At 69.0% G+C, this 18,884-nt stretch carries 13 protein-coding genes and 1 pseudogene; 7 read left to right on the top strand and 7 right to left on the bottom strand.

Annotation, left to right across the window (positions count from 1 at the left end; all coding sequences use genetic code 11):
- Positions 1 to 29: 29 nt before the first annotated feature.
- Positions 30 to 308 carry a DUF397 domain-containing protein gene (locus C4J65_RS08535; protein WP_205350973.1) on the bottom strand — a complete coding sequence of 93 codons (279 nt, stop codon included), beginning with the start codon at positions 306 to 308 and terminating at the stop codon, positions 30 to 32.
- A complete protein-coding gene (locus C4J65_RS08530; RefSeq protein ID WP_115741862.1) occupies positions 268 to 1,116 on the bottom strand; it encodes a helix-turn-helix transcriptional regulator in 849 nt (282 codons plus the stop codon). The genes C4J65_RS08535 and C4J65_RS08530 overlap by 41 nt, the downstream gene beginning before the upstream one ends.
- A gap of 94 nt (positions 1,117 to 1,210) precedes the next feature.
- Here C4J65_RS08530 and C4J65_RS08525 point away from each other — a divergent pair, with 94 nt between their 5' ends.
- Both C4J65_RS08525 and C4J65_RS08520 read left to right on the top strand, forming a co-directional pair.
- The gene (locus C4J65_RS08525) at positions 1,211 to 1,654 is read left to right on the top strand and encodes an ATP-binding protein (RefSeq protein ID WP_115741861.1); all 444 of its coding nucleotides are present in this window, start codon (positions 1,211 to 1,213) and stop codon (positions 1,652 to 1,654) included.
- A 100-nt stretch (positions 1,655 to 1,754) separates the two neighbouring features.
- The gene (locus tag C4J65_RS08520; RefSeq protein WP_115742306.1) at positions 1,755 to 2,738 is read left to right on the top strand and encodes an IS481 family transposase; all 984 of its coding nucleotides are present in this window, start codon (positions 1,755 to 1,757) and stop codon (positions 2,736 to 2,738) included.
- Here C4J65_RS08520 and C4J65_RS08515 read toward each other — a convergent pair whose 3' ends face one another.
- Positions 2,739 to 3,521, bottom strand: a complete 783-nt coding sequence (locus C4J65_RS08515; protein ID WP_115741860.1) for an alpha/beta hydrolase — start codon at positions 3,519 to 3,521, stop codon at positions 2,739 to 2,741.
- Positions 3,522 to 3,580: 59 nt separating this feature from the next.
- Between C4J65_RS08515 and C4J65_RS08510 the strand changes: the two genes are divergently transcribed.
- Positions 3,581 to 3,994 (top strand): MarR family transcriptional regulator, encoded by a 414-nt coding sequence (locus C4J65_RS08510; protein ID WP_115741859.1) that lies wholly within the window; start codon positions 3,581 to 3,583, stop codon positions 3,992 to 3,994.
- On the opposite strand, the gene C4J65_RS08505 is transcribed toward C4J65_RS08510, so the two are convergent.
- The gene (locus C4J65_RS08505; RefSeq protein WP_115741858.1) at positions 3,991 to 4,581 is read right to left on the bottom strand and encodes a cysteine hydrolase family protein; all 591 of its coding nucleotides are present in this window, start codon (positions 4,579 to 4,581) and stop codon (positions 3,991 to 3,993) included. The two genes, C4J65_RS08510 and C4J65_RS08505, sit on opposite strands and share 4 nt — an antisense overlap.
- A gap of 132 nt (positions 4,582 to 4,713) precedes the next feature.
- Between C4J65_RS08505 and C4J65_RS08500 the strand changes: the two genes are divergently transcribed.
- On the top strand, positions 4,714 to 5,715 hold the full coding sequence (locus C4J65_RS08500; RefSeq protein ID WP_162833081.1) for a GlxA family transcriptional regulator: 1,002 nt from the start codon (positions 4,714 to 4,716) through the stop codon (positions 5,713 to 5,715).
- Between the two features lie 297 nt (positions 5,716 to 6,012).
- Here the strand turns inward: C4J65_RS08500 and C4J65_RS37170 are convergent, their stop codons facing one another.
- Positions 6,013 to 6,174, bottom strand: coding sequence for a hypothetical protein (locus C4J65_RS37170; RefSeq protein ID WP_346265868.1), 162 nt, complete (start codon positions 6,172 to 6,174; stop codon positions 6,013 to 6,015).
- A gap of 230 nt (positions 6,175 to 6,404) precedes the next feature.
- A pseudogene (locus C4J65_RS37165) lies at positions 6,405 to 6,467 on the bottom strand (hypothetical protein); the annotation flags it as partial.
- Between the two features lie 425 nt (positions 6,468 to 6,892).
- On the opposite strand from C4J65_RS37165, the gene C4J65_RS08485 reads away from it, so the two are divergent.
- The 3 genes from C4J65_RS08485 to C4J65_RS08475 all read left to right on the top strand — a co-directional run bounded on the left by C4J65_RS08485 (position 6,893) and on the right by C4J65_RS08475 (position 18,151).
- Entirely contained in the window at positions 6,893 to 10,615 is a 3,723-nt protein-coding gene (locus C4J65_RS08485; protein ID WP_115741857.1) for a LamG domain-containing protein, read from the top strand.
- Between the two features lie 136 nt (positions 10,616 to 10,751).
- Complete coding sequence (locus C4J65_RS08480) at positions 10,752 to 17,732, top strand: RHS repeat-associated core domain-containing protein (RefSeq protein ID WP_240330387.1); 6,981 nt, start codon at positions 10,752 to 10,754, stop codon at positions 17,730 to 17,732.
- Entirely contained in the window at positions 17,729 to 18,151 is a 423-nt protein-coding gene (locus C4J65_RS08475) for a CPCC family cysteine-rich protein (protein ID WP_115741855.1), read from the top strand. Before C4J65_RS08480 ends, C4J65_RS08475 begins: the two co-directional genes overlap by 4 nt.
- A 152-nt stretch (positions 18,152 to 18,303) precedes the next feature.
- Here the strand turns inward: C4J65_RS08475 and C4J65_RS08470 are convergent, their stop codons facing one another.
- Entirely contained in the window at positions 18,304 to 18,717 is a 414-nt protein-coding gene (locus C4J65_RS08470) for a lytic transglycosylase domain-containing protein (RefSeq protein WP_115741854.1), read from the bottom strand.
- Positions 18,718 to 18,884: the final 167 nt, after the last annotated feature.

Below are 18,884 nucleotides of genomic sequence, written 5' to 3'. Positions count from 1 at the left end.
ACGGAAACGTTGGCCCGGACCGGGCCCGACTACTCGGCGCTGGCGGCCCAGCCGACGAAGGCGGTGAAGGTGGCGGGGGCCAGGGTGAGGATCGGGCCCGCCGGGGTCTTGGAGTCACGGACGGCGACGGTGGCGTGGAGGGTCACTTCGGCGACCTCGACGCAGTCGCCGCCTTGATCGCTGCTGTACGACGACTTGCGCCAGGCCAGTCGACCGAGCGGCGCGCACTCCACGCACTCGCCGCCTTGATCGCCGCTGTAGCTGGACTTACGCCACTGGATCGTCGTCGGTATCGCCTTGCTCACCACAGCGTTCCTCCATCACCCGGCGGATCAGCTCCGCCGAGTCCCTGAGGGAGAGCGCGGCGGCCCTTAGGTGATCGTAACGGAGCGAACAGTCCTTGACCGTCTCCGGATTGGCGGTCGGATGCCCCGCACCGTACCCCTCCGTATAGACGATGGCCGGGTCCCGGACGAAGCGGAAGAGGGTGAATGAGCCTTGGAGCCCCGGGTGCGCTCCGACCGAGAACGGCAGCACCTGGACGTTGATCCGGGGATTGGTCTCGAAGGACAACAGGTGGGCCAGTTGCCCGCGCATCGTCTCCGGGCCACCGATCTCCTGGCGGAGCGCGGCCTCACTGAGGACCGTCCAGAAGACCGGCGGCTCCTCCTTCTCGAAGATGCGCTGGCGGGCGAGCCGCACCGCGGTGCGGTCGTCGAGGTCGTTCGGGTCGAGTGTGCCGAGCACGGCCCGTACGTAGGCGTCGGTCTGGAGCAGGCCGTGGATCATGTGCGTCTGGAAGGTGCAGATCTCGACGGCACGCCCCTCCAACTCGGCCACCTGTTGGAACCAGGCCGGGACCTGGCTGCGCATCACCAGGTCGACCAGCCGGGACAGTAACCCGCCCGTGCCCAGCGCAGCGTCGACGCGCTCGCTGAACTCCGGCGTCGGCAGCTTCCGGGCCGTCTCGATCTGGCCCACCAGGGAGCCGGTGTAGTTGACGATGTCGCCGAGCTGCCGCTGGGTGAGCCCGGCCGCCTCGCGATGGCGGCGCAGCTCGAAGCCGTAGTAGTCGAGTGGTGACGCGCCCGGGTCGAGGACGTTGATGTGGGTCATGCGAAGAGCCCCCTCTCGCACAACTCGGTCCACGGCGGAACCGGTTGTATCCGTTCGGTAGCCCACGGTAGTCGTGCGACGTCAGGCTCGTGCCGTGAACGAATACTTTCCCTCGGTCCTCGTGGGCCACTGCGCGAACCAGTACCGGATGAGCTTCACGGCCGGCGCGCACTCGGCGCGGCACGTCCGGCGCATCGTCCGCTCGTACCTGCGCGAGTGGGACCTCGCCGAGCTGACCGACGCAGTGGAACTCGGCGTGACCGAGCTGCTGGCGAACGTCGTACGCCATGTCCCGGACGGCCGCTGCGTGTTGCTGTTGCAGCGGCGAATGGGCGGCGACGGGAGCGGGGTCCGGGTGGAGGTGTCGGACGGCAGCCCCCGGCAGCCCGTACCGGCCGGGCCGGTGAGCGACGACTCGGAGTGCGGCCGGGGGCTGGTGCTGCTGGACGCGGTGGTCGACAAGTGGGGTGTGGGGCCGGGGCCGAGGGGCGGCAAGACCGTGTGGTTCGAGTGCGGGGTCGGCTCCGCACCGGCCTAGCTGTATTGATCACGAGCGTTGTTGACGCTCGCGGGGCTTGATCATGGCGAAGACCTCCGGTGTGGTGGAGGTGTCGAGTCTTCACCGCACGGAGGTCTTCGTGTCCCACCGTAATGCCCGGCTGACCGTTCACGGCAGACGGATCCTGGTCGAACGTGTCCTCGCGGGCCGACCGGTCGCGCACGTGGCCGCGGAGATGGGCATATCCCGTCCCACCGCCCACAAATGGGTCCGCCGCTGGCGGGCCGAGGGCGACGCGGGCCTGCACGACCGTTCCAGCCGGCCCCACACGCTCCCGCACCGGACTCCCGCCGCCCTCGAGGCTCGGGTCTGCCGCCTGCGGACCGGCCGCAAACTCGGCCCGGCCAGGATCGGCCCGATCCTGGGCCTGCCCGCCTCGACCGTGCACCGGATCCTGGTCCGGCACGGCCTGAACCGGCTGGCCTGGCTGGACCGGCCCACCGGCGAGCCGATCCGCCGCTACGAACGCGCCAGGCCCGGCGAACTGATCCACGTCGACATCAAGAAACTCGGCAACATCCCCGACGGCGGCGGCTGGCGAACCGTCGGCAGGACCGCAGGCGACCGCAACCGCCAGGCCACCACCAACGAGCGCAAGAGCTGCACGCCGGTGATCGGCTACAGCTACATCCACTCGGCCGTCGACGACCACTCCCGCCTGGCCTACAGCGAGGTCCTGCCCGACGAACGCCAACACACCGCCATCGCCTTCTGGCAACGAGCCAACGCGTTCTTCGCCGGCCACGGCATCACCGTTGAACGCGTGCTGACCGACAACGGATCCTGCTACAAGTCCAAGCTCTTCACCCAGAACCTGACCGCGGCGGGCATCGCCCACAAGAAGATCCGGCCCTACCGGCCGCAGACCAACGGCAAGGTGGAACGCTTCAACCGCACCCTCCTGGACGAGTGGGCCTACCTGCGGCCCTACACCTCGAACACCGAGCGGACAGCGGCCCTGGCAGACTTCCTCCACACTTACAACCACCACCGCTGCCACACCGCACTCCACGGACACCCGCCCATCACCCGCGTCAACAACGCTGCGGGTCAATACACCTAGCTAGAGCTTTGCGAGGAAGGGGTCGATCGCCGCCCAGGTCGCGTCCGGGGCTTCGAGGTGGGGGAGGTGTCCGGCTTCCGGGACCTCGACGAACTGCGCGCCGGGTATGGCGCGTGCGACGGCCCGCCCGTAGGCAGGTGTGACGATGCGGTCGCTCTCGCCCCACACCACGAGCGTCGGGACGTCCACCGTGCCGAGCCGGCCGAGCAGCGTCGGATCGCTCATGCTCCGGCCCGCGACGGCGGCGATGGTGCGGCCGTTCGCCTGCTGGATCGCGCGCTGCTCGTCGGTGAGGCGGGCGGGGTCGACGTAACCGCGCTCCGGGTGGTGCCAGGCGGCCTCGGCGAGTCCACGGGCGTCCAGGGCGAAGAAGTCCGCGACGGGTTCGCCGTCCACCACCGCGCCGACGCCGTCGATGACGACCACGGCCCCGATCACTCCCGCACAGCGGTCGTCGGCGGCGGCCTGCACCGCCATGTCAAGGGCGACCCACCCGCCGATCGAGGACCCGATCAGCACGACGTCGCGCTCGCCCTGCTCGCGCAGGCGCGCGAGGTAGGCGGCCGCGAGCTGGGCGACCGAGGTGATGGAGCCGGGGCGCGTGGTGCCCTCCCAGCCGGGATGTGTGGGCGCGACCGTGTGCATGGTGGCTGCGAGGTGCCCCACGACGGGCGCGACGGTCCGGGGTCCACCCCCACCGTGCAGTACGAGTGCCGTGCGTGCTGCTGCTGCGGGGGAGTCGGCCCGGAGGGCGGGAAGGCCCTGGACGAGAGAGATGTTCATGACGCTCCTGCTGGCTTCATATCAACATGTTTATATACGAGTGTTGATACGCTAGCACCATGACGACCGACCTGGAAGTCCTCGGGCAGGCGATCAAGCGTGCCCAGTACCGCAACCACCGCGCGATGGACGCCGCACTGCGCGAGACCGGGGTCAGCCTCGTCCAGTGGGACGCCTTGCGCGCCATCGAGCGGATGCCCGGAGCCTCAGGGCACGAACTGGCCGTCGCGACGTTCCAGAGCGACCAGGCGTTCGGCACCCTCGCGAACCGGCTCGTGGAGCGCGGGCTCATCACCCGGTCCGCGGGCCATGGGCGACGCCTCGATCACGCGCTCACCGAGTCGGGGCGGGCGGCACTCGAAGGAGGGCGGCAGTTGGCGACCGGTGTCCTGCGGGACCTTTTCGCACCTCTCGACGAGGAGCAGCGGGCGCAACTGCTCCGCGCGCTCCGGGACCTCACCGAGGGCTCCTAGGTCAGGGACTCCTGCGACGGCACGACGACCCCGTACATGTCGGCGACGGTGGCGAGGGCGCTGTAGTGCACCTGGCGGGCGTCGAGTTCGGTGTCCGCGACCGGCAGGGCGCGGGTGGCGCAGGCGTCGGCGACGACCGTGGGGCGGTTGCCGCGCAGGAAGGCGCCCTGGGCGGTGAAGGCCACGCACATGTGGGTCATGAAGCCGACGACGACGAGGTCGTTGTTGCCTGCCGCGTCGACGTGTTCGCCCAGGTCGGTGCCGAAGAAGGAGTCCGGCGCCTTCTTGGTGACGACGGGTTCGCCGTCGACCGGGGCGACGCTCGGATGGATCTGCCCGATCTCGGCCCCGAGGTCGTACGGGCTGCCCTCGCCGCCGTCGTGGACGACGTGGACGACCCTGGCACCCTCCCGGCGGGCGCGGGCCAGCAGCCGGGCGCCCGCGTCCAGTGCGGCCTGCCAGCCGTCGAGTTCCATCACGCCGGTCGTGTAGGTGTTCTGGTAGTCGACGAGGACCAGCGTGGAGTCGGCGAGCTTGGCGGGGGTGTCGTCGAGTCCGCTGAGGCGGCGCAGCGTGGTTCTGGGCATGGGAACTCCTCGAATCCGGGTGTGGGTGAAGGCCGTCGGCCTGCTCCTACGACGCTAGGGCTCGCCCGGCGATGTCGGCAATGTCGTCTAACCTGCAGATACCGACATGGCCGTGTGACCGCGGGAGGAACCGTGAACTCCGTCGGACGACTGATCGTCGTCGTGCTCTTCGAGGGCGTCGACCTGCTCGACGTCACCGGGCCGCCGGAGGTGTTCTCCCTCGCGCGGCGCGAGACGGAGGACGCGGCGGGCTACGAGGTGGTCCTCGCCGCCGGGACCATGGACCCGGTGACCACCGCCGCCGGAGTCCGAGTCCTGCCCGACGCCACTTTCGAGGACCTGTCCGCGCGGCGCATCGACACCCTGATCGTGCCCGGCGCGGTCGAGATCGACGGCCGGCGCCGGGTCCGGGCGGTCACCGACCCCGTCGTGGTCGAGTGGGTGAGGAGGTTGGCGGCACGCACCCGGCGGGTCACCTCCGTCTGCGTCGGAGCGCACGTCCTGGCCGCCGCCGGGCTCCTCGACGGCAAGCGGGCCACCACGCACTGGTCGACCGCGCGGCAACTCGCCGACGAGCACCCGGCGGTCGAGGTCGACGCCGACCCGATCTTCATCCGCGAGGGCGACGTGTGGACCGGCGCGGGCATCAGCTCCTGCCTCGACCTCTCCCTCGCGCTCGTCGCCGACGATCTCGGCGAGGCGGTGGCGCTCAGGGTGGCCCGGCAGCTCGTGATGTACCTGAAACGGCCGAGCGGGCAGAGTCAGTTCAGCGTGCCGCTGGAGCAGGTCTCCACGACCCGGCGCGTCGAGGACCTCCGCCACCACATCCTGCGCAACATCGCCGAACCGCTCACCGTCGCCGACCTCGCGGCCCACGCCCACGTCAGCGGCCGGCAGCTCACCCGGATCTTCAAGACCGAACTCGGCACGACCCCGTACGCCTACGTGGAGTCGGCGCGCGTGGAAGTGGCGCGCCACCAGCTCGAATCCACCGACGCGACCCTGGAACGCGTCGCGTCGGCCTGCGGGTTCGGCACCGTCGACACCCTGGTCAGAGCCTTCCGCCGCAGACTGGACACGACCCCGACCGAGTACCGCCGCCGCTTCCGCACCGTGGTGAGCACTCACAGCTAGACCGACCTCGCGCGCCGCGCCACCACAGGAAGGTGGGGACGGCGCTCAGCGTCATACCGGCCGCGCCGATCCACCGGTCGCACCGAACGCGGACCCGGACGCCCCGCCCATGAGCCCGCCGAGCGGAACGCCACCCGAGGAGACGAACCGGGCCGTCGCGACCATCCGGCCCAGGAGGGCGGTGCTGCGGGCGGGTGCTCCACTCCGAACTCGTAGACCACCTCCCGGTACCGGTCCGGACGACCATGTCGGCCGTTTCCACCGGGCGACGCACGGTGTCGTACATGGTCCGTTCGATCAGGAGACGAGGTTCCCCGGGCTGATGCCGAGCAGGTTCGCCTGCTCCCGGGTGGCGCGGGCCGGGCGTGGCACCTCGACGACCGTGTCGACGACGATCCCCAGGGAACGCATCCGCTCGACCACACCCTGGCCGGCCAGAAGCCCGGCCTCGGGCAGCACGACCGGGGTCCCCTCCGTGCGGTCCAGGGGCTCCCAGGACTCGGAGAGCTGGACGGGCTGCCCACCGGCGAGGAACTCGTACCGCGTGGTGACGCAGAGGGCGCCGGGCGCCCGCCCGTCCGTTCCCGGTGCCGCGAGCGGACCAGACGCAGTCGCTCACGCGGGCTGCGGACGTACGTGCCCGAGCCCGCACGCCCTTCGAGGAGCCCGTCGACGACCAGCCGGTCCACCGCCCGCTGTACGACGTTGCGCCCGACCCCGTACTCCTCGGCGAGCCGCGCCCGCGACGGCAGCCGCGCCCCGATCTCCCACTCTCCGGCGAGAACCCGCGCCCGCAGACGTCGGCCAGCGCGAGGTAGGGCGCCTCTTGGGGCATGGGTGGACCTCCGGTCGCTTCCGGTCGTTTCAGGGATGCCGGAAAGCTACTGCACGGCCCGAAAGCTGATGGAGCAGTAAGTCCGGCGGAGGGCGGTTCCGACCTGTCGCTGAGAAGCCCACCCGCGGCTGCCGCGCGGTCGGTGCTGCTCTTCTGGCGTCGGAAATTAGACGAAAGCTTGATCGTTGTTGGTACAACCGTCGGTAAACGTCGCGTTCCTCACATGTGCTTCCGGAACTTGACGAGCCGTTGTCCCTTTTCAACCCGTTGACGTGCCGTTCCGTTGAGGCATTAGTTACTTCCGGCAAATCTTGTGAACGTATTGGGTGGGGTGCGGTGGGAATGTGGAACCGATTGCGTGGCGGGTCGTCGGGCCTGGTCGCGGTGGTGTGTGCGGCGGTGATCGCCGCGGTGGTCCCGGGACCGGTGGTGTACGCGGCCGACGAGGAGGCGCCGGCTGCGTCGTCGTCGGAGGGGCAGAAGGCTCTTGATGCGGCGCGGGAGTCCGGTGAGCGGGTAGAGGTGACGGGAGAGCGGACGGAGCGGACGACGGTCTTCGCCAACCCGGACGGCACCACGTTCACTTTGGAGGAGTCGGCGGTCCCGGTCCGGGTGCGGGCGTCGGGGGGTGGCTGGCAGACGCCGGATGCGACGCTGGTGAAGCGGGCGGACGGGTCGGTCGGTCCGAAGGGCGCCGCGGTGGGGATGGCGTTCTCCGGCGGCGGAGACGGCGCTCCGCTGGCCCGGATCGAGGATGAGGGCCGTTCGCTGGCGCTGGACTGGCCGGGCGGTCTGCCTGCTCCGCGGCTGGAGGGTTCGAGTGCGGTGTATGCGGAGGTGCTGCCGGGTGTCGACCTGAAGGTGACGGCGACGCCGGAGAGTTTCCAGCATGTGCTGGTGGTCAAGACGCCCGAGGCGGCGGCGAGTGAGGAGTTGAAGAAGCTCACGTTCGGTCTGGAGACGGAAGGGCTGTCCGTGCGTGAGGGCGCGTCGGGTGCGCTCGCGGCGATCGATGGCAACGGTGCCACGGTGTTCCGGGCGCCTCCGGCGCGGATGTGGGACTCGGCGGGCCGGGCGGCGGATTCCGACGGGGCCCAGCAGCAGTCGAAGTCGTCGCCGACCGAGTCGTCGCTGTCGAAGTCGCAGGCGCGGCTGTCGCAGGCGGTGGGCGAGGACGGAACGACGGGTGAGCCGGCGGACCCGGCGGAGGGCGCTCCGTCCGGCTCCGGTCTGGAGCCGGGGCAGGGCGACACGGTGGCCCGGATGGACGTCGAGGTGGGCAAGGGCAGCCTTTCGGTCGTCCCGGACGCGGACATGCTGGCCGGTACCGACGCGGACGCCTTCCCGGTGTTCATCGACCCGACCGTGACGTGGGGCGAGTCGGAGCGCACCCTGTTGCGCAGTGACGGCTATGAGTCCTATGGCTGGGGCAACGGGGACGACGACCGGGGCAAGGGTGCTGGCAAGTGCGGTTCCTGGAGCGGCTACTACTGCGGTCCGGGCTATGTGCAGAAGCTGTACTTCGAGTTCTCGCCGTCGAGTCTGCGGGGCAAGAAGGTGCTGGACGCCACGTTCCGGGTGACGGAGCCGTGGGCGTTCCAGTGTGATCCGCGCTGGGTGGATCTGGTCCGTACGAACAACATCTCCTCGTCCACGACGTGGTCGTCGCGGCCCAAGGAGCTGGACTGGATGGTCGACCGGTATGTGTCGGCCGGGCGGGGTTCGCTGTGCGACCCCGACTCGCCGGACGCGCCGATCGAGTTCAACGACAATCCTGAGGAGAGCAACGAGAACCTGACCCCGACCGTGGCGAGCTTCGCGGCGGGCAAGTTCTCCCGGCTCACGCTGGAGGTCCGGGCGCACGACGAGGGCGACACCTCCGCGTGGAAGCGGTTCAAGAACGACGCGGTCCTGGCCGTGAAGTACGTGGGTCTGCCGGACAAGCCGTCCGCTGTCGGCATCCAGGGCGGCGGGAGCAGTACCGCTCCGGTGTGCGACAAGCGTGAGGCCGATGCGTCGATCGTCTCGTACCCGGCGCCCACGCTGAAGGCCACCGCGCAGACCAAGGCGGGCGGCAATGACGACACCGCCCAGCTGCGGGTGTACTTCGACCTCGACGTGAAGAACGCCGACGGCTCCTGGTCGGACGTCAACCCGGGCAACGGCTCCCTCGGCCCGTCGACCGGGTACGTCGACGACGACAGGGCGGTGTCCCTGAAGTGGTCGTCCCTGGCCGACGGCAAGCTGTACCGCTACCACGCCTGGACCTGGTCGTACTACGGCTCCAGCCACCTCAGCAGCGCCGCCTCCGACGGCTTCTGCTACTTCCGTATCGACTCCACCCGGCCCAAGGCCCCGCAGGTGACGCTCTCCTCGCCGTACACGGAGTGCACGACGAACGCCTGCGCGGCCTCCGGCGGTCCCGGTGAGGTGGCGACGCTGACGTTCAAGCCGGCGCCCGGTGACACGAACGTCTCCTATCAGTACAAACTGTCGTCGCAGGCCGCGTGGTCGTCCGAACTGAAGGGCGCCACCGCCACGACGAAGGTCACACCCACCCGCGGGGGCCTGCACCGCGTGTACGTGCGGGCGAAGGACACACTGGGCTGGGGCGAGCAGTCCGTGACCGACTTCCTGGTGGACTCCGGTGCGGGTCCGGTCGGCCAGTACCACTTCGACGAGACCACGGGAGCGGCCCTCGACTCCGCCACCGTGGACGGCCGCGACGACGCGGCCCTGTACGGTCAGGCGGCACGGGACGACCGCGGCCGCCGCGGCCTGATCACCCATGATGCCGAGGGCAACGCGCTCGGGACGCCTGTCACGGACCAGGGCCTGACTCTGAACGGCACCACCGACTACGCGGCCACCAGCACGGCCGTGGTGGACACCCGCGCCTCCTACACCGTCTCCGCGTGGGCCATGCTCAAGCCGGGCGTGACACACAACCAGACGGTGCTGGGCCAGAACGGCAGCTTCTACAGCGGCTTCTACCTCACCTACCGCGAGGCCGAGGGGACATGGACGCTGAGCACGTCCCCCAAGGACGCCGCCGACGGCAGCATCACCGAGCAGAAGGTGACGGCCACCCAGCCGGCCGCAAAGGGCGTTTGGACGCATCTTGCGGCCGTGTACGACGCAGGCGAGAAGCAGATCCGGCTGTATGTGAACGGCCGGCTGCAGGGCAGCGACACCGTGTCCGCAGCCTGGGCGGCAGAGGGCGGTCTGCAGATCGGCCGCGTGCTGTGGCGGGACGCCTACACCGACTACTTCGCCGGCTCGATCGACGAGGTCACCGCCTGGCAGCAGGCACTGACCGACGAACTGGTCGCCGACGATGCCCGGCTCATGAACTCGCCGAACCACGCGGCGGTGGAACTGGTCGCGGACTGGTCGCCGGAGCGGGGCAGCGGCACCACGGTCACGGACGCCACTTCGGGCTACGGCAGGTCGCTCACTCTGGGGGGTGGGGCCGCGCTGGACGGCGGGGCGATCGTCCTCGACGGTGTTGACGACGCGGCCACAGCCTCGGGACCGGTGGTGGACGACACGGGCTCGTTCACCGTCACGGCACTGGCGGCGCTGGACGCGGACAAGGTCCTCGCCAAGCCCGTCGGCTACACCGGCCAGGTCGTGGGACAGCGCACGGCGGACGGTTCGGCGTGGGGCCTGTGGTACAAGCGGACCGGCAGCGCCACGGTCCTGGACGAGGAGACGCTGGAGGAGAAGACCGTTCCGGAGGGCTTCTGGTACTTCGGCCGGTTCGACGCCGACGGCACGTTCAGCGGGGTGGCCTCCGAGGAGAGCGCCTCGATCGACGGCATGGTCCGGCTGACGGGTGTCCACGACACCAGGGACGGCACGGTCCGTCTCTACCTCGGCAGTGTCATCAACGGTGACGTGCAGGCGTACACGGCGAAGACCGGCTCGGGCGACCTCGCCGTCGGCAAGGGCAGTACGGACGGGACGTGGCAGCACTACCTGCCCGCCCGTATCGCCGACGTACGGCTGTGGACCGGCGCGATGGCGACCGCACAGCAGATCGACGAGGCCGTCGCCGACTGACGACCGGTGAGCCGGGGGTGAGGGCAGACGTCGCGGCGAACGCCCTCACCCCCGGCGCGGGCGGACACCGCGGCGAACGGACACACGGTGTCCGGGCCTTCTGCTTCACACAAGGGAACTGGGTGGGACAAGAACCATGGCACTTGGCATAGGCACCTCAAGGCGATGGGGTGGAGGCACCCGGCACCGTACGGGGCGATTGCTGGCGCAGTCGTTGGCCCTGGCGTTGATCGTGCCCACGGGGCTGGCGCAGGTGGCACAGGCCGTGGAGCAGGACGGGCTGGGCCGTCCCGACGTGCCCGAATCCCTGGTGACCAAGGTGAAGCCGTTCGACGCGGACGGGGCGAAGAAGGCGCGGGCGAAGGTCGCCGAGGAAGGGAAGACCAACGCGGAGCAGGCGAAGCGGGCGACGGCCGAACGCGACGCGGACTGGCCAGGCGGGGGCACGGCGAAGGTACCGCTGAAGCCGAAGGCGGACGGCACGGGCAAGCCGGCAGGTGTCCCGGTGACGCTGAGCCCGGCGGCCGGGTCGAAAGCGTCGGCCGTGGCGTCGGGCGAGGCCCGGGTCACGGTGCTGGACCAGAAGGCGGCCCGCAGGGCAGGCGTCACCGGCGTGCTGCTGACGGCCGAGGCGGAAGGCGCCGGCACGGCGAACGTGCGCGTGGACTACGGAGGCTTCGCCTCGGCGATCGGTGGCGGCTGGTCGCAGCGGCTGCGGCTGGTGCGGCTGCCGGCGTGTGCGCTGACGACTCCGGAGAAGGAGGAGTGCCGCAAGCAGACGCCGCTGGCCTCCTTGGCCAACGACCTCAACGACCAGACGGTCTCGGCGACGGTCTCGCTGGGGGAGACTTCGGGCGGGACCTCGACTCAGTTGTTGGGGGAAGCGGGCAGTGCCGCGTCCTCCGGGGCGACGGTGCTGGCGGTCACGGCCGCGGCGGCGGGTTCGGGGCAGTCTCCCAAGGGCGCCGGTGACTACTCGGCGACGAAGCTGGCGGAGTCCTCGTCCTGGCAGGCGGGGGGCAGTTCGGGTTCGTTCACGTGGTCCTACGACTTCACGATGCCGCCGGCCGCGGCCGGTCCGGTGCCGCCGTTGTCGTTGTCGTACGACTCGGGCAGTGTGGACGGCCGCACGGCGACGACGAACAACCAGACCACGTCGGTGGGTGAGGGTTTCGCCCTCACGGAGTCCTACATCACCCGCGCCTACGGCTCGTGCGACGAGGACGGTCACGACGAGGTCTACGACCAGTGCTGGAAGTACGACAACGCGAGCCTGGTCCTGAACGGCAAGTCGACCCGTCTGGTCAAGGACGATGACAGCGGCGTCTGGCATCTGGCGGACGACGACGCCTCGAAGGTGACGCGGTCCACCGGGGCGGACAACGGGGACGACAACGGCGAGTACTGGACCGTCGTCACCGGTGACGGCACCAAGTACGTGTTCGGCAAGAACAAGCTCGAGGGTGCCGGTGACCAGCGCACCAACTCCACCTGGACGGCTCCGGTCTTCGGCGACGACTCGGGTGAACCCGGCTACGGCGGCGGAAACGCATTCGCCGACCGCGACTTGGTCCAGGCCTGGCGCTGGAACCTCGACTACGTCGAGGACACCCACGGCAACGCGGCGACGTACTGGTACACCAAGGAATCGAACTACTACAAGAAGAACAAGGCGGACAAAGCCAGTACCGGCTACACCCGGGGCGGTTACCTGAACCGTATCGAGTACGGTCTGCGCAAGGGCGCCCTGTTCACCGACAAGCCGGACGCCAAGGTCACCTTCTCCTATGTGGAGCGCTGCACCTCCTCGGACTGCGACAGCCTGACCGAGGACACGGCGGACAACTGGCCGGACGTGCCGTTCGACGCGATCTGTTCCAAGGACGACGACGAGTGCGACGCAGCCGGCCCATCCTTCTTCACCCGCAAGCGCCTGACCGGCATTGATACCTTCTCCTACAACGCCAGCAGCAGTGCCTACGACCCGGTGGACTCCTGGGACCTGACCCAGAAGTACCTGGACGGCGGCGACATCGGTGACAGCTCCGACCAGGTGCTGACCCTGACCTCGCTCAAGCGCGTGGCGAAGGCGGGCGACACGGCCATCACGGTCGACCCGGTCGCGTTCACCTACCAGATGCGACCCAATCGGGTCGACGCCACCGACGACATCCTGCCACTCACCCGGCCGCGAATCTCCACCATCACCTCGGAGACCGGGGGGATCACGGAGGTTACGCTGTCCGCGCCGGAGTGCGTGCGCAGCGAGGTCCTGAACGCGGCGCCGGACACCAACACCCGCTCCTGCTTCCCGCAGTACTGGCACATCAACGGTGCCGAGGACGCGGCGATCGACTGGTTCCACAAGTACCGGGTGACCGCGGTCGGGGCGCATGACGCGCAGGCCATCAACCCCGCGGTGGAGTACGCCTACTCCTACAGCGGTGCGGCCTGGCACTACAACGACGACCCGTTCACTTCCAAGGACGAGCGGACCTGGTCGGACTGGCGCGGCTACCGTCAGGTCACCGCCTACACCGGCAGGGTCGGCGAGACCCGGTCCAAGACCGTCTCGCTGTACATGCAGGGCATGCACGGCGACAAGAAGAAGGACGGCACCACCAAGTCCGTCACCGTGCCCCCGCTGCTCGACACGGACGTCGACTTCTCCGCCGCCGCCGACAGCGACCGGTACAAGGGAGCACTGCGCCAGCAGGTAACCTACAACGGCAGCCAGCCCATCAGCAGCGTCTTCAAGAACTACACCTACAAGAACACCGCAACCCAGACCGTCCCCGACGCCGCCGACCACGCCGCCCTGTGGGTGCGCAACTCCTCCACCTACACCAGCACCTACCTCACCGGCTCCAAGACCTGGCGTACCCGGACCACCGGCCAGAAGTACGACGACCTCGGCATGGTGTACGCCGCCGACGACTGGGGACAGGCGGGCCTGGGGGGCGACGAGACCTGCACGCGCACCTGGTACGCCCGCAACCCCGACCTGGGCATCACCAGCCTGGTCTCCCGCACCCGCACCGTGGCCAAGCAGTGCTCGGTCACGGATTCGGCCCTGAACCTGCCCGCGACCAGCGCCACTCCTGGTGACGTCCTCGCCGACATCGCCACCGTCTATGACAAGGCGGGAACCACTACCTGGCAGGCCACGCAGAAGCCCACCAAGGGCGAGCCCACCTGGACCGGCCGCGCCACCGGCTACGCCGCGACGGCCGGGAGCGACGGAGAGCGTCTGACGTCCGGCTGGCAAACCAGCACCACCACGACGTACGACGCCCTGGGCCGTTCCCTCACCGTCACGGATACTGCAGGGCACAAGACTTCCACCGCCTACACGCCCGCCGACACGGGGCCCCTGACCAAGACGACCTCGACCGACCCGAAGGGGTATCGAGCGGTCAACTTCCTCGACCCGCGTCGTGGGCAGGTGGAGCGCAGCTACGACATCAATCTCAAGAAGACCGAGCAGCACTACGACGCGCTCGGCCGGCTCACCGAGGTATGGCTGCCCAACCGCTCCAGCGCCAGCCAGAGTGCGAACGTCAAGTTCACCTACCACATCGACAAGGCCAAACCGTCCTGGGTGTCCACCGCCACTCTCACCAACGACGGTAGCTACAGCACCAGTTACACCGTGTACGACTCCCTGCTGCGCCCTCTGCAGAAGCAGGCGCCGACACCGCAGGGCGGTCGGCTGCTGACGGACACGCACTACGACACCCGCGGTCTGGCCTACGAAACCTTCGCCGACATGTTCGACAGCGCCAGCGCTCCCAACGGCACCTACACGCGCGCCGAGTTCGGCCGTGCCCCCACCCAGACGGAGGTCGTCTTCGACGGCGCGGGTCGCCCGACCACCAGTACGTTGTACGTCGGTGGCGTGAAGAAGTGGGCCACCAGCGCGAGCTACACCGGTGACTCCACGGCCACGACCGCTTTGGACGGCGGTTCGGCGCAGCGCACGATCACAGATGTCCGCGGTCTTACGATCGAGTCCCGTGACTACGCCGGTGAGAGTCCGGCCGACGCGGACTTCGGCACCGGCCCCGACACCTCCTACACCTCGACGAAGTTCACTTACACGGCGGGCGGCAAGCAGCGGACGATCACCGGCCCGGACGGTGCGAAGTGGTCGTACGGCTACGACCTCTTCGGCCGTCAGACCAGTGCCGACGACCCGGACAAGGGTCGGACGACCACCGAGTACAACGCACTCGACCAGATCGTCAAGGTCATCGACTCCCGAGGGAAGTCGGTCCTGAACGCCTACGACGAACTGGGTCGTCCCACCGGTACCTGGGCGGGCTCGAAGACGGACGGCAATCAGCTCACCGGCTACACCTACGACACCCTCCTCAAGGGCCTGCCCACCGACTCCACCCGCTACCTCGGCGGCAAGGCCGGCGCCGCCTACACCCAGGCGGTAACGGCGTACGACACCATGGGCCGCCCCACCGGTACCGAACTGCGGTTGCCGGACAGCGACCCGTTCGTCGAGGCCGGCCAGCCCGCGACGCTGGCGTTCGAGTCCCACTTCAACACCGACGGCACGCTGAAGCAGACCAAGGACCCCGCGCTCGGCGGCCTGGCCGCCGAAACCATCGGCTACAACTACAACCCCCTGGGCAACCTCACCGACATCGGTACCTACCTGACCGATGTCGACTACTCGGCCCTGGCCGAACCGCAGATGCTGACGCTGGGCACCGGCGAGGACAGTGTCTACGTGGCCAACACCTTTGAGGCGGGTACGGGGCGTCTGACCCGCAGTTACACCCAGGACGAGACCCATCCCTACCAGCTGCAGGACCTGCACTACGGCTACGACCAGGCCGGCAACGTCACGTCCATCGCCGACCCCACCACCCTCGGTGGCACCAGCAGCGCCGAGACCCAGTGCTTCACCTACGACGCCCACCGGCGTCTGACCGAGGCCTGGACCCCCGCCTCCCAGAAGTGTGCCGACGTCCCCGGCGCCGGCTCGCAGTCGGGACCGGCCCCGTACTGGACCAGCTACACCTACAACACCGCCGGTCAGCGCACCACGGAGACGGGGCACACCGACGGCACGGCGAGCAAGACCATCTACTGTTACACCAACACGGATCAGCCCCACACGCTGTCCGGCACCACCACCAAGACCGACTGCGCCGCGCCCGAGCGCATCTACACCTACGACAGCCTCGGCAACACCACCGGACGTCCGGGCGTCGCCGTGGACGCACGGCAGAACCTGACCTGGTCCGAGGAGGGCAGGCTCACCCGCCTCACCGAGGACGACCAGTCCACCGACTACGTCTACGGTGCCGACGGTACCCTTCTCATCCGCGCCACCGAGGACGGAGAACGCGTCCTTTACGCCGGCGCGACGGAACTGCACCTCCGCGCCAACGGCACCACCTGGGCACAGCGCAACTATGCGGCCGTCGACCTCACCGTGGCCATGCGCTCCAACCAGACCGGCACGGACAAGGTCACCTTCCTCGTCAGCGACCACCACGGCACTTCGAACCTGAGTGTCGACCGAGCCGACCAGCGGCTCAGCAAGCGCTACACCACACCCTTCGGCGAGGACCGGGGAACGACGCAGTACGGGCCCTGGCCCAACGACAAGGGCTTCCTCGGCAAGACCCGGGACACCAACACCGGCCTCACCCACGTCGACGCCCGTGAATACGACCCGAGCATCGGTCAGTTCGTCAGCGTCGATCCCCTGCTCGAAGCCGGCAAGGCCCAGACGCTCAACGGCTACAGCTACGCCGCGAACAACCCCACCACCCTGTCCGACCCCACCGGCACCAGGTTGGCCGACTGCGTGGGCGGTTGGAACGAGTGCGGGCCCGGCGGAAACGGCGGTATCACCGACCAGCACCAAGTCCCGGACAGCGACAGCGGGACGGGAGGCACGGGCGGGACCAACACCACGGCGACGACGTACGCCCCTGACGGGCAGCCGGTCGTCGACGGCATCCGGATTCCTCCGGAGAAGGAACTCCGAGCCATGGGGCTCGCCGGCGGCTACCCCAAATCCGCCACGTACAACCAGATGCTGACCAAGTGGGCGGATCGCAAGTGCGAGAACAGGACGTCCACACCCACGGTACAGGGCTTCTGTGACACGGCGGCACGCGCAGGTGTGCTGAGCGACCCGCACAGCAGCGCGAACGACCCGTGGGGCGTGAAAGCCACCTGGCACTGCCTGACGGGTCGAGGCGACTGTGGTGAAGCGATCGTCTCCGACATCATCACCGTGGCCACCATGGCCTTCGGATCCACCGGCAAGTCCCTGTTGGCCCGGGGGGCTTCACGCTCCGTCGCCGCCGAAGCGGAGGAGAGCGCGGTCGCTCTGCTGCTGAGAGAGGCCTGCAGCTTCGACCCCGCCACGCCGGTGCTGCTGGAATCGGGAGAGACCAAGCCCATCGGGGAGATCGAGGAGGGCGACAAGGTCGCCACGGGCGACCCCCGCACCGGTGACCGCGAGGGTTCGAGAACGGTCACGGCGCTCATCGTGCACCGCGACAACGACCTCGTCGACGTCACCGTGCGCACCGCCGACGGTGAGACGTCGACGATTCAGGCGACCTCGCGCCACCCCTTCTGGGACGACACCCTCCACGCCTGGGTCCGAGCCGCCGACCTGAAGGCGGGGCATCTGCTCAGCACCGCCGCGGACGCCCACGTCTCGGTCACCGATGTCAGGAACCGCCCCGGCTCGGCCGACATGTACAACCTCAGCGTCGCCGATCTGCACACCTACTACGTGCTGGCCGGCAAGGCGCCGGTGCTCGTGCACAATGTCGGTTGCGGGGTGGAGAAGTGGACGAGCAAGAGGAACCTGGATGACCACTTCGAGCGGCACGGCGAAGAAATGGGATTCGACAGTCAGGCGGAATATGGTTATGCGGCAGAGGATCTGATGTGCGTATGTGACGGTCGCAGGCCGGGTGTACTGATCAAGCGGGACGGGAACACGCGGTACTTCCTGGATCCGGGATCGGGTGAATTCGGGATTGCGAGCGACAAGGGGATCGTCACCTACTACAGGCCGGAGAACCCAATGGCCCACTTCAATAATCAGCCCGGAGCTCTGATCCCATGATCTCGTCCGCTGATCGATCGCCATGCCCCTGCTGCGGGCACCTCGTGCACGAGGGTCCGACTGGATCGTCTCTCGTCTGTCCCGTCTGCTTCTGGGAAGACGATGTGACGCAACTTCGATGGCCGCTGCTTACCGGTGGAGCGAACAAGTTCTCCCTCGTCGATTCCCAGCGGGCGTACATGACGGTCCGGGCAAGCGAAGAGCGCTTCACGAACAAAGTTCGCGAGCCGGCGGTGGACGAGCCGGTGGACGAGGGTTTCCGGCCAATCGACCTTGCTGTCGACCGCTTTGAGGAAGTGGCCGTACAGGACGAACCGTGGCCCGAGGATCGGAGCGTGCTCTATTGGTGGCGGCCGACGTTTTGGAGGCGGTCGAGGGGCGACGCCTGCCGGTCCGGCGAGAATCGCCAAGGGGGTTGAGCACGCCTTTGAGTGAAGGTGCCGCGGTCTGAATGTGTTGGGCCTGGCCCCCTGACGCCGGGCACATGACAGGAGACACAACCGCACACCAGAAGGCGGCGGCCCCCAGGGATCAGGGGGTCGCCGCCTTCGGCGTGAGAGAGCGGGTCGGGTCAGTACCAGCCGTTGGACTGCCAGAAGCTCCACGCGTCGCAGGCGCTGCCGTAGCGGTACTTCATGTAGTCCAGGCCCCACTCGATCTGGGTCGCCGCGTTGGTCTTCCAGTCGTCGCCCGCCGAGGCCATCTTCGAGCCCGGCAGGGCCTGGACCAGGCTGTACGCGCCGCTGGAGGCGTTGCTGGCGTGGATGTCCCAGTCGCTCTCGTGGTCGACGATCTTCGAGAAGCACTGGAACTCGGCCGAGTCGCCGATCATCTTCTTCGCGGTCGCCTGCGCCCAGGAGGCCGGCGTCGCGGCCTGGGCGGGGCCGGCGGCGATCAGCGAGCCGCAGGTGGCCGCGGCCACGGCGGCGCCCGCGAGGGCCTTCTTCGGGGTGGCGACGGAACGGAGGAGGGAAGCGGCGGTCAACGGAGGGCCCTTTCTTCGGGGACAGGGGCGTCGGCGCACACCGGCCCGGCATGCGTCGGCGCCGCTGCCCGGGAGGGCTTCGGCGCCTGGCGACCGGTTCAGAGAAGCAGGCGGGGCAGTCGTCCGTAATCGTCGCTTTGCTAAGCGTGGTCGTAGATGCGGGAGGG

Source organism: Streptomyces sp. CB09001 (assembly GCF_003369795.1).
In the GTDB taxonomy this organism is placed as follows: Bacteria; Actinomycetota; Actinomycetes; order Streptomycetales; family Streptomycetaceae; genus Streptomyces.
This window is presented reverse-complemented; position numbering and strand designations above follow the sequence as displayed.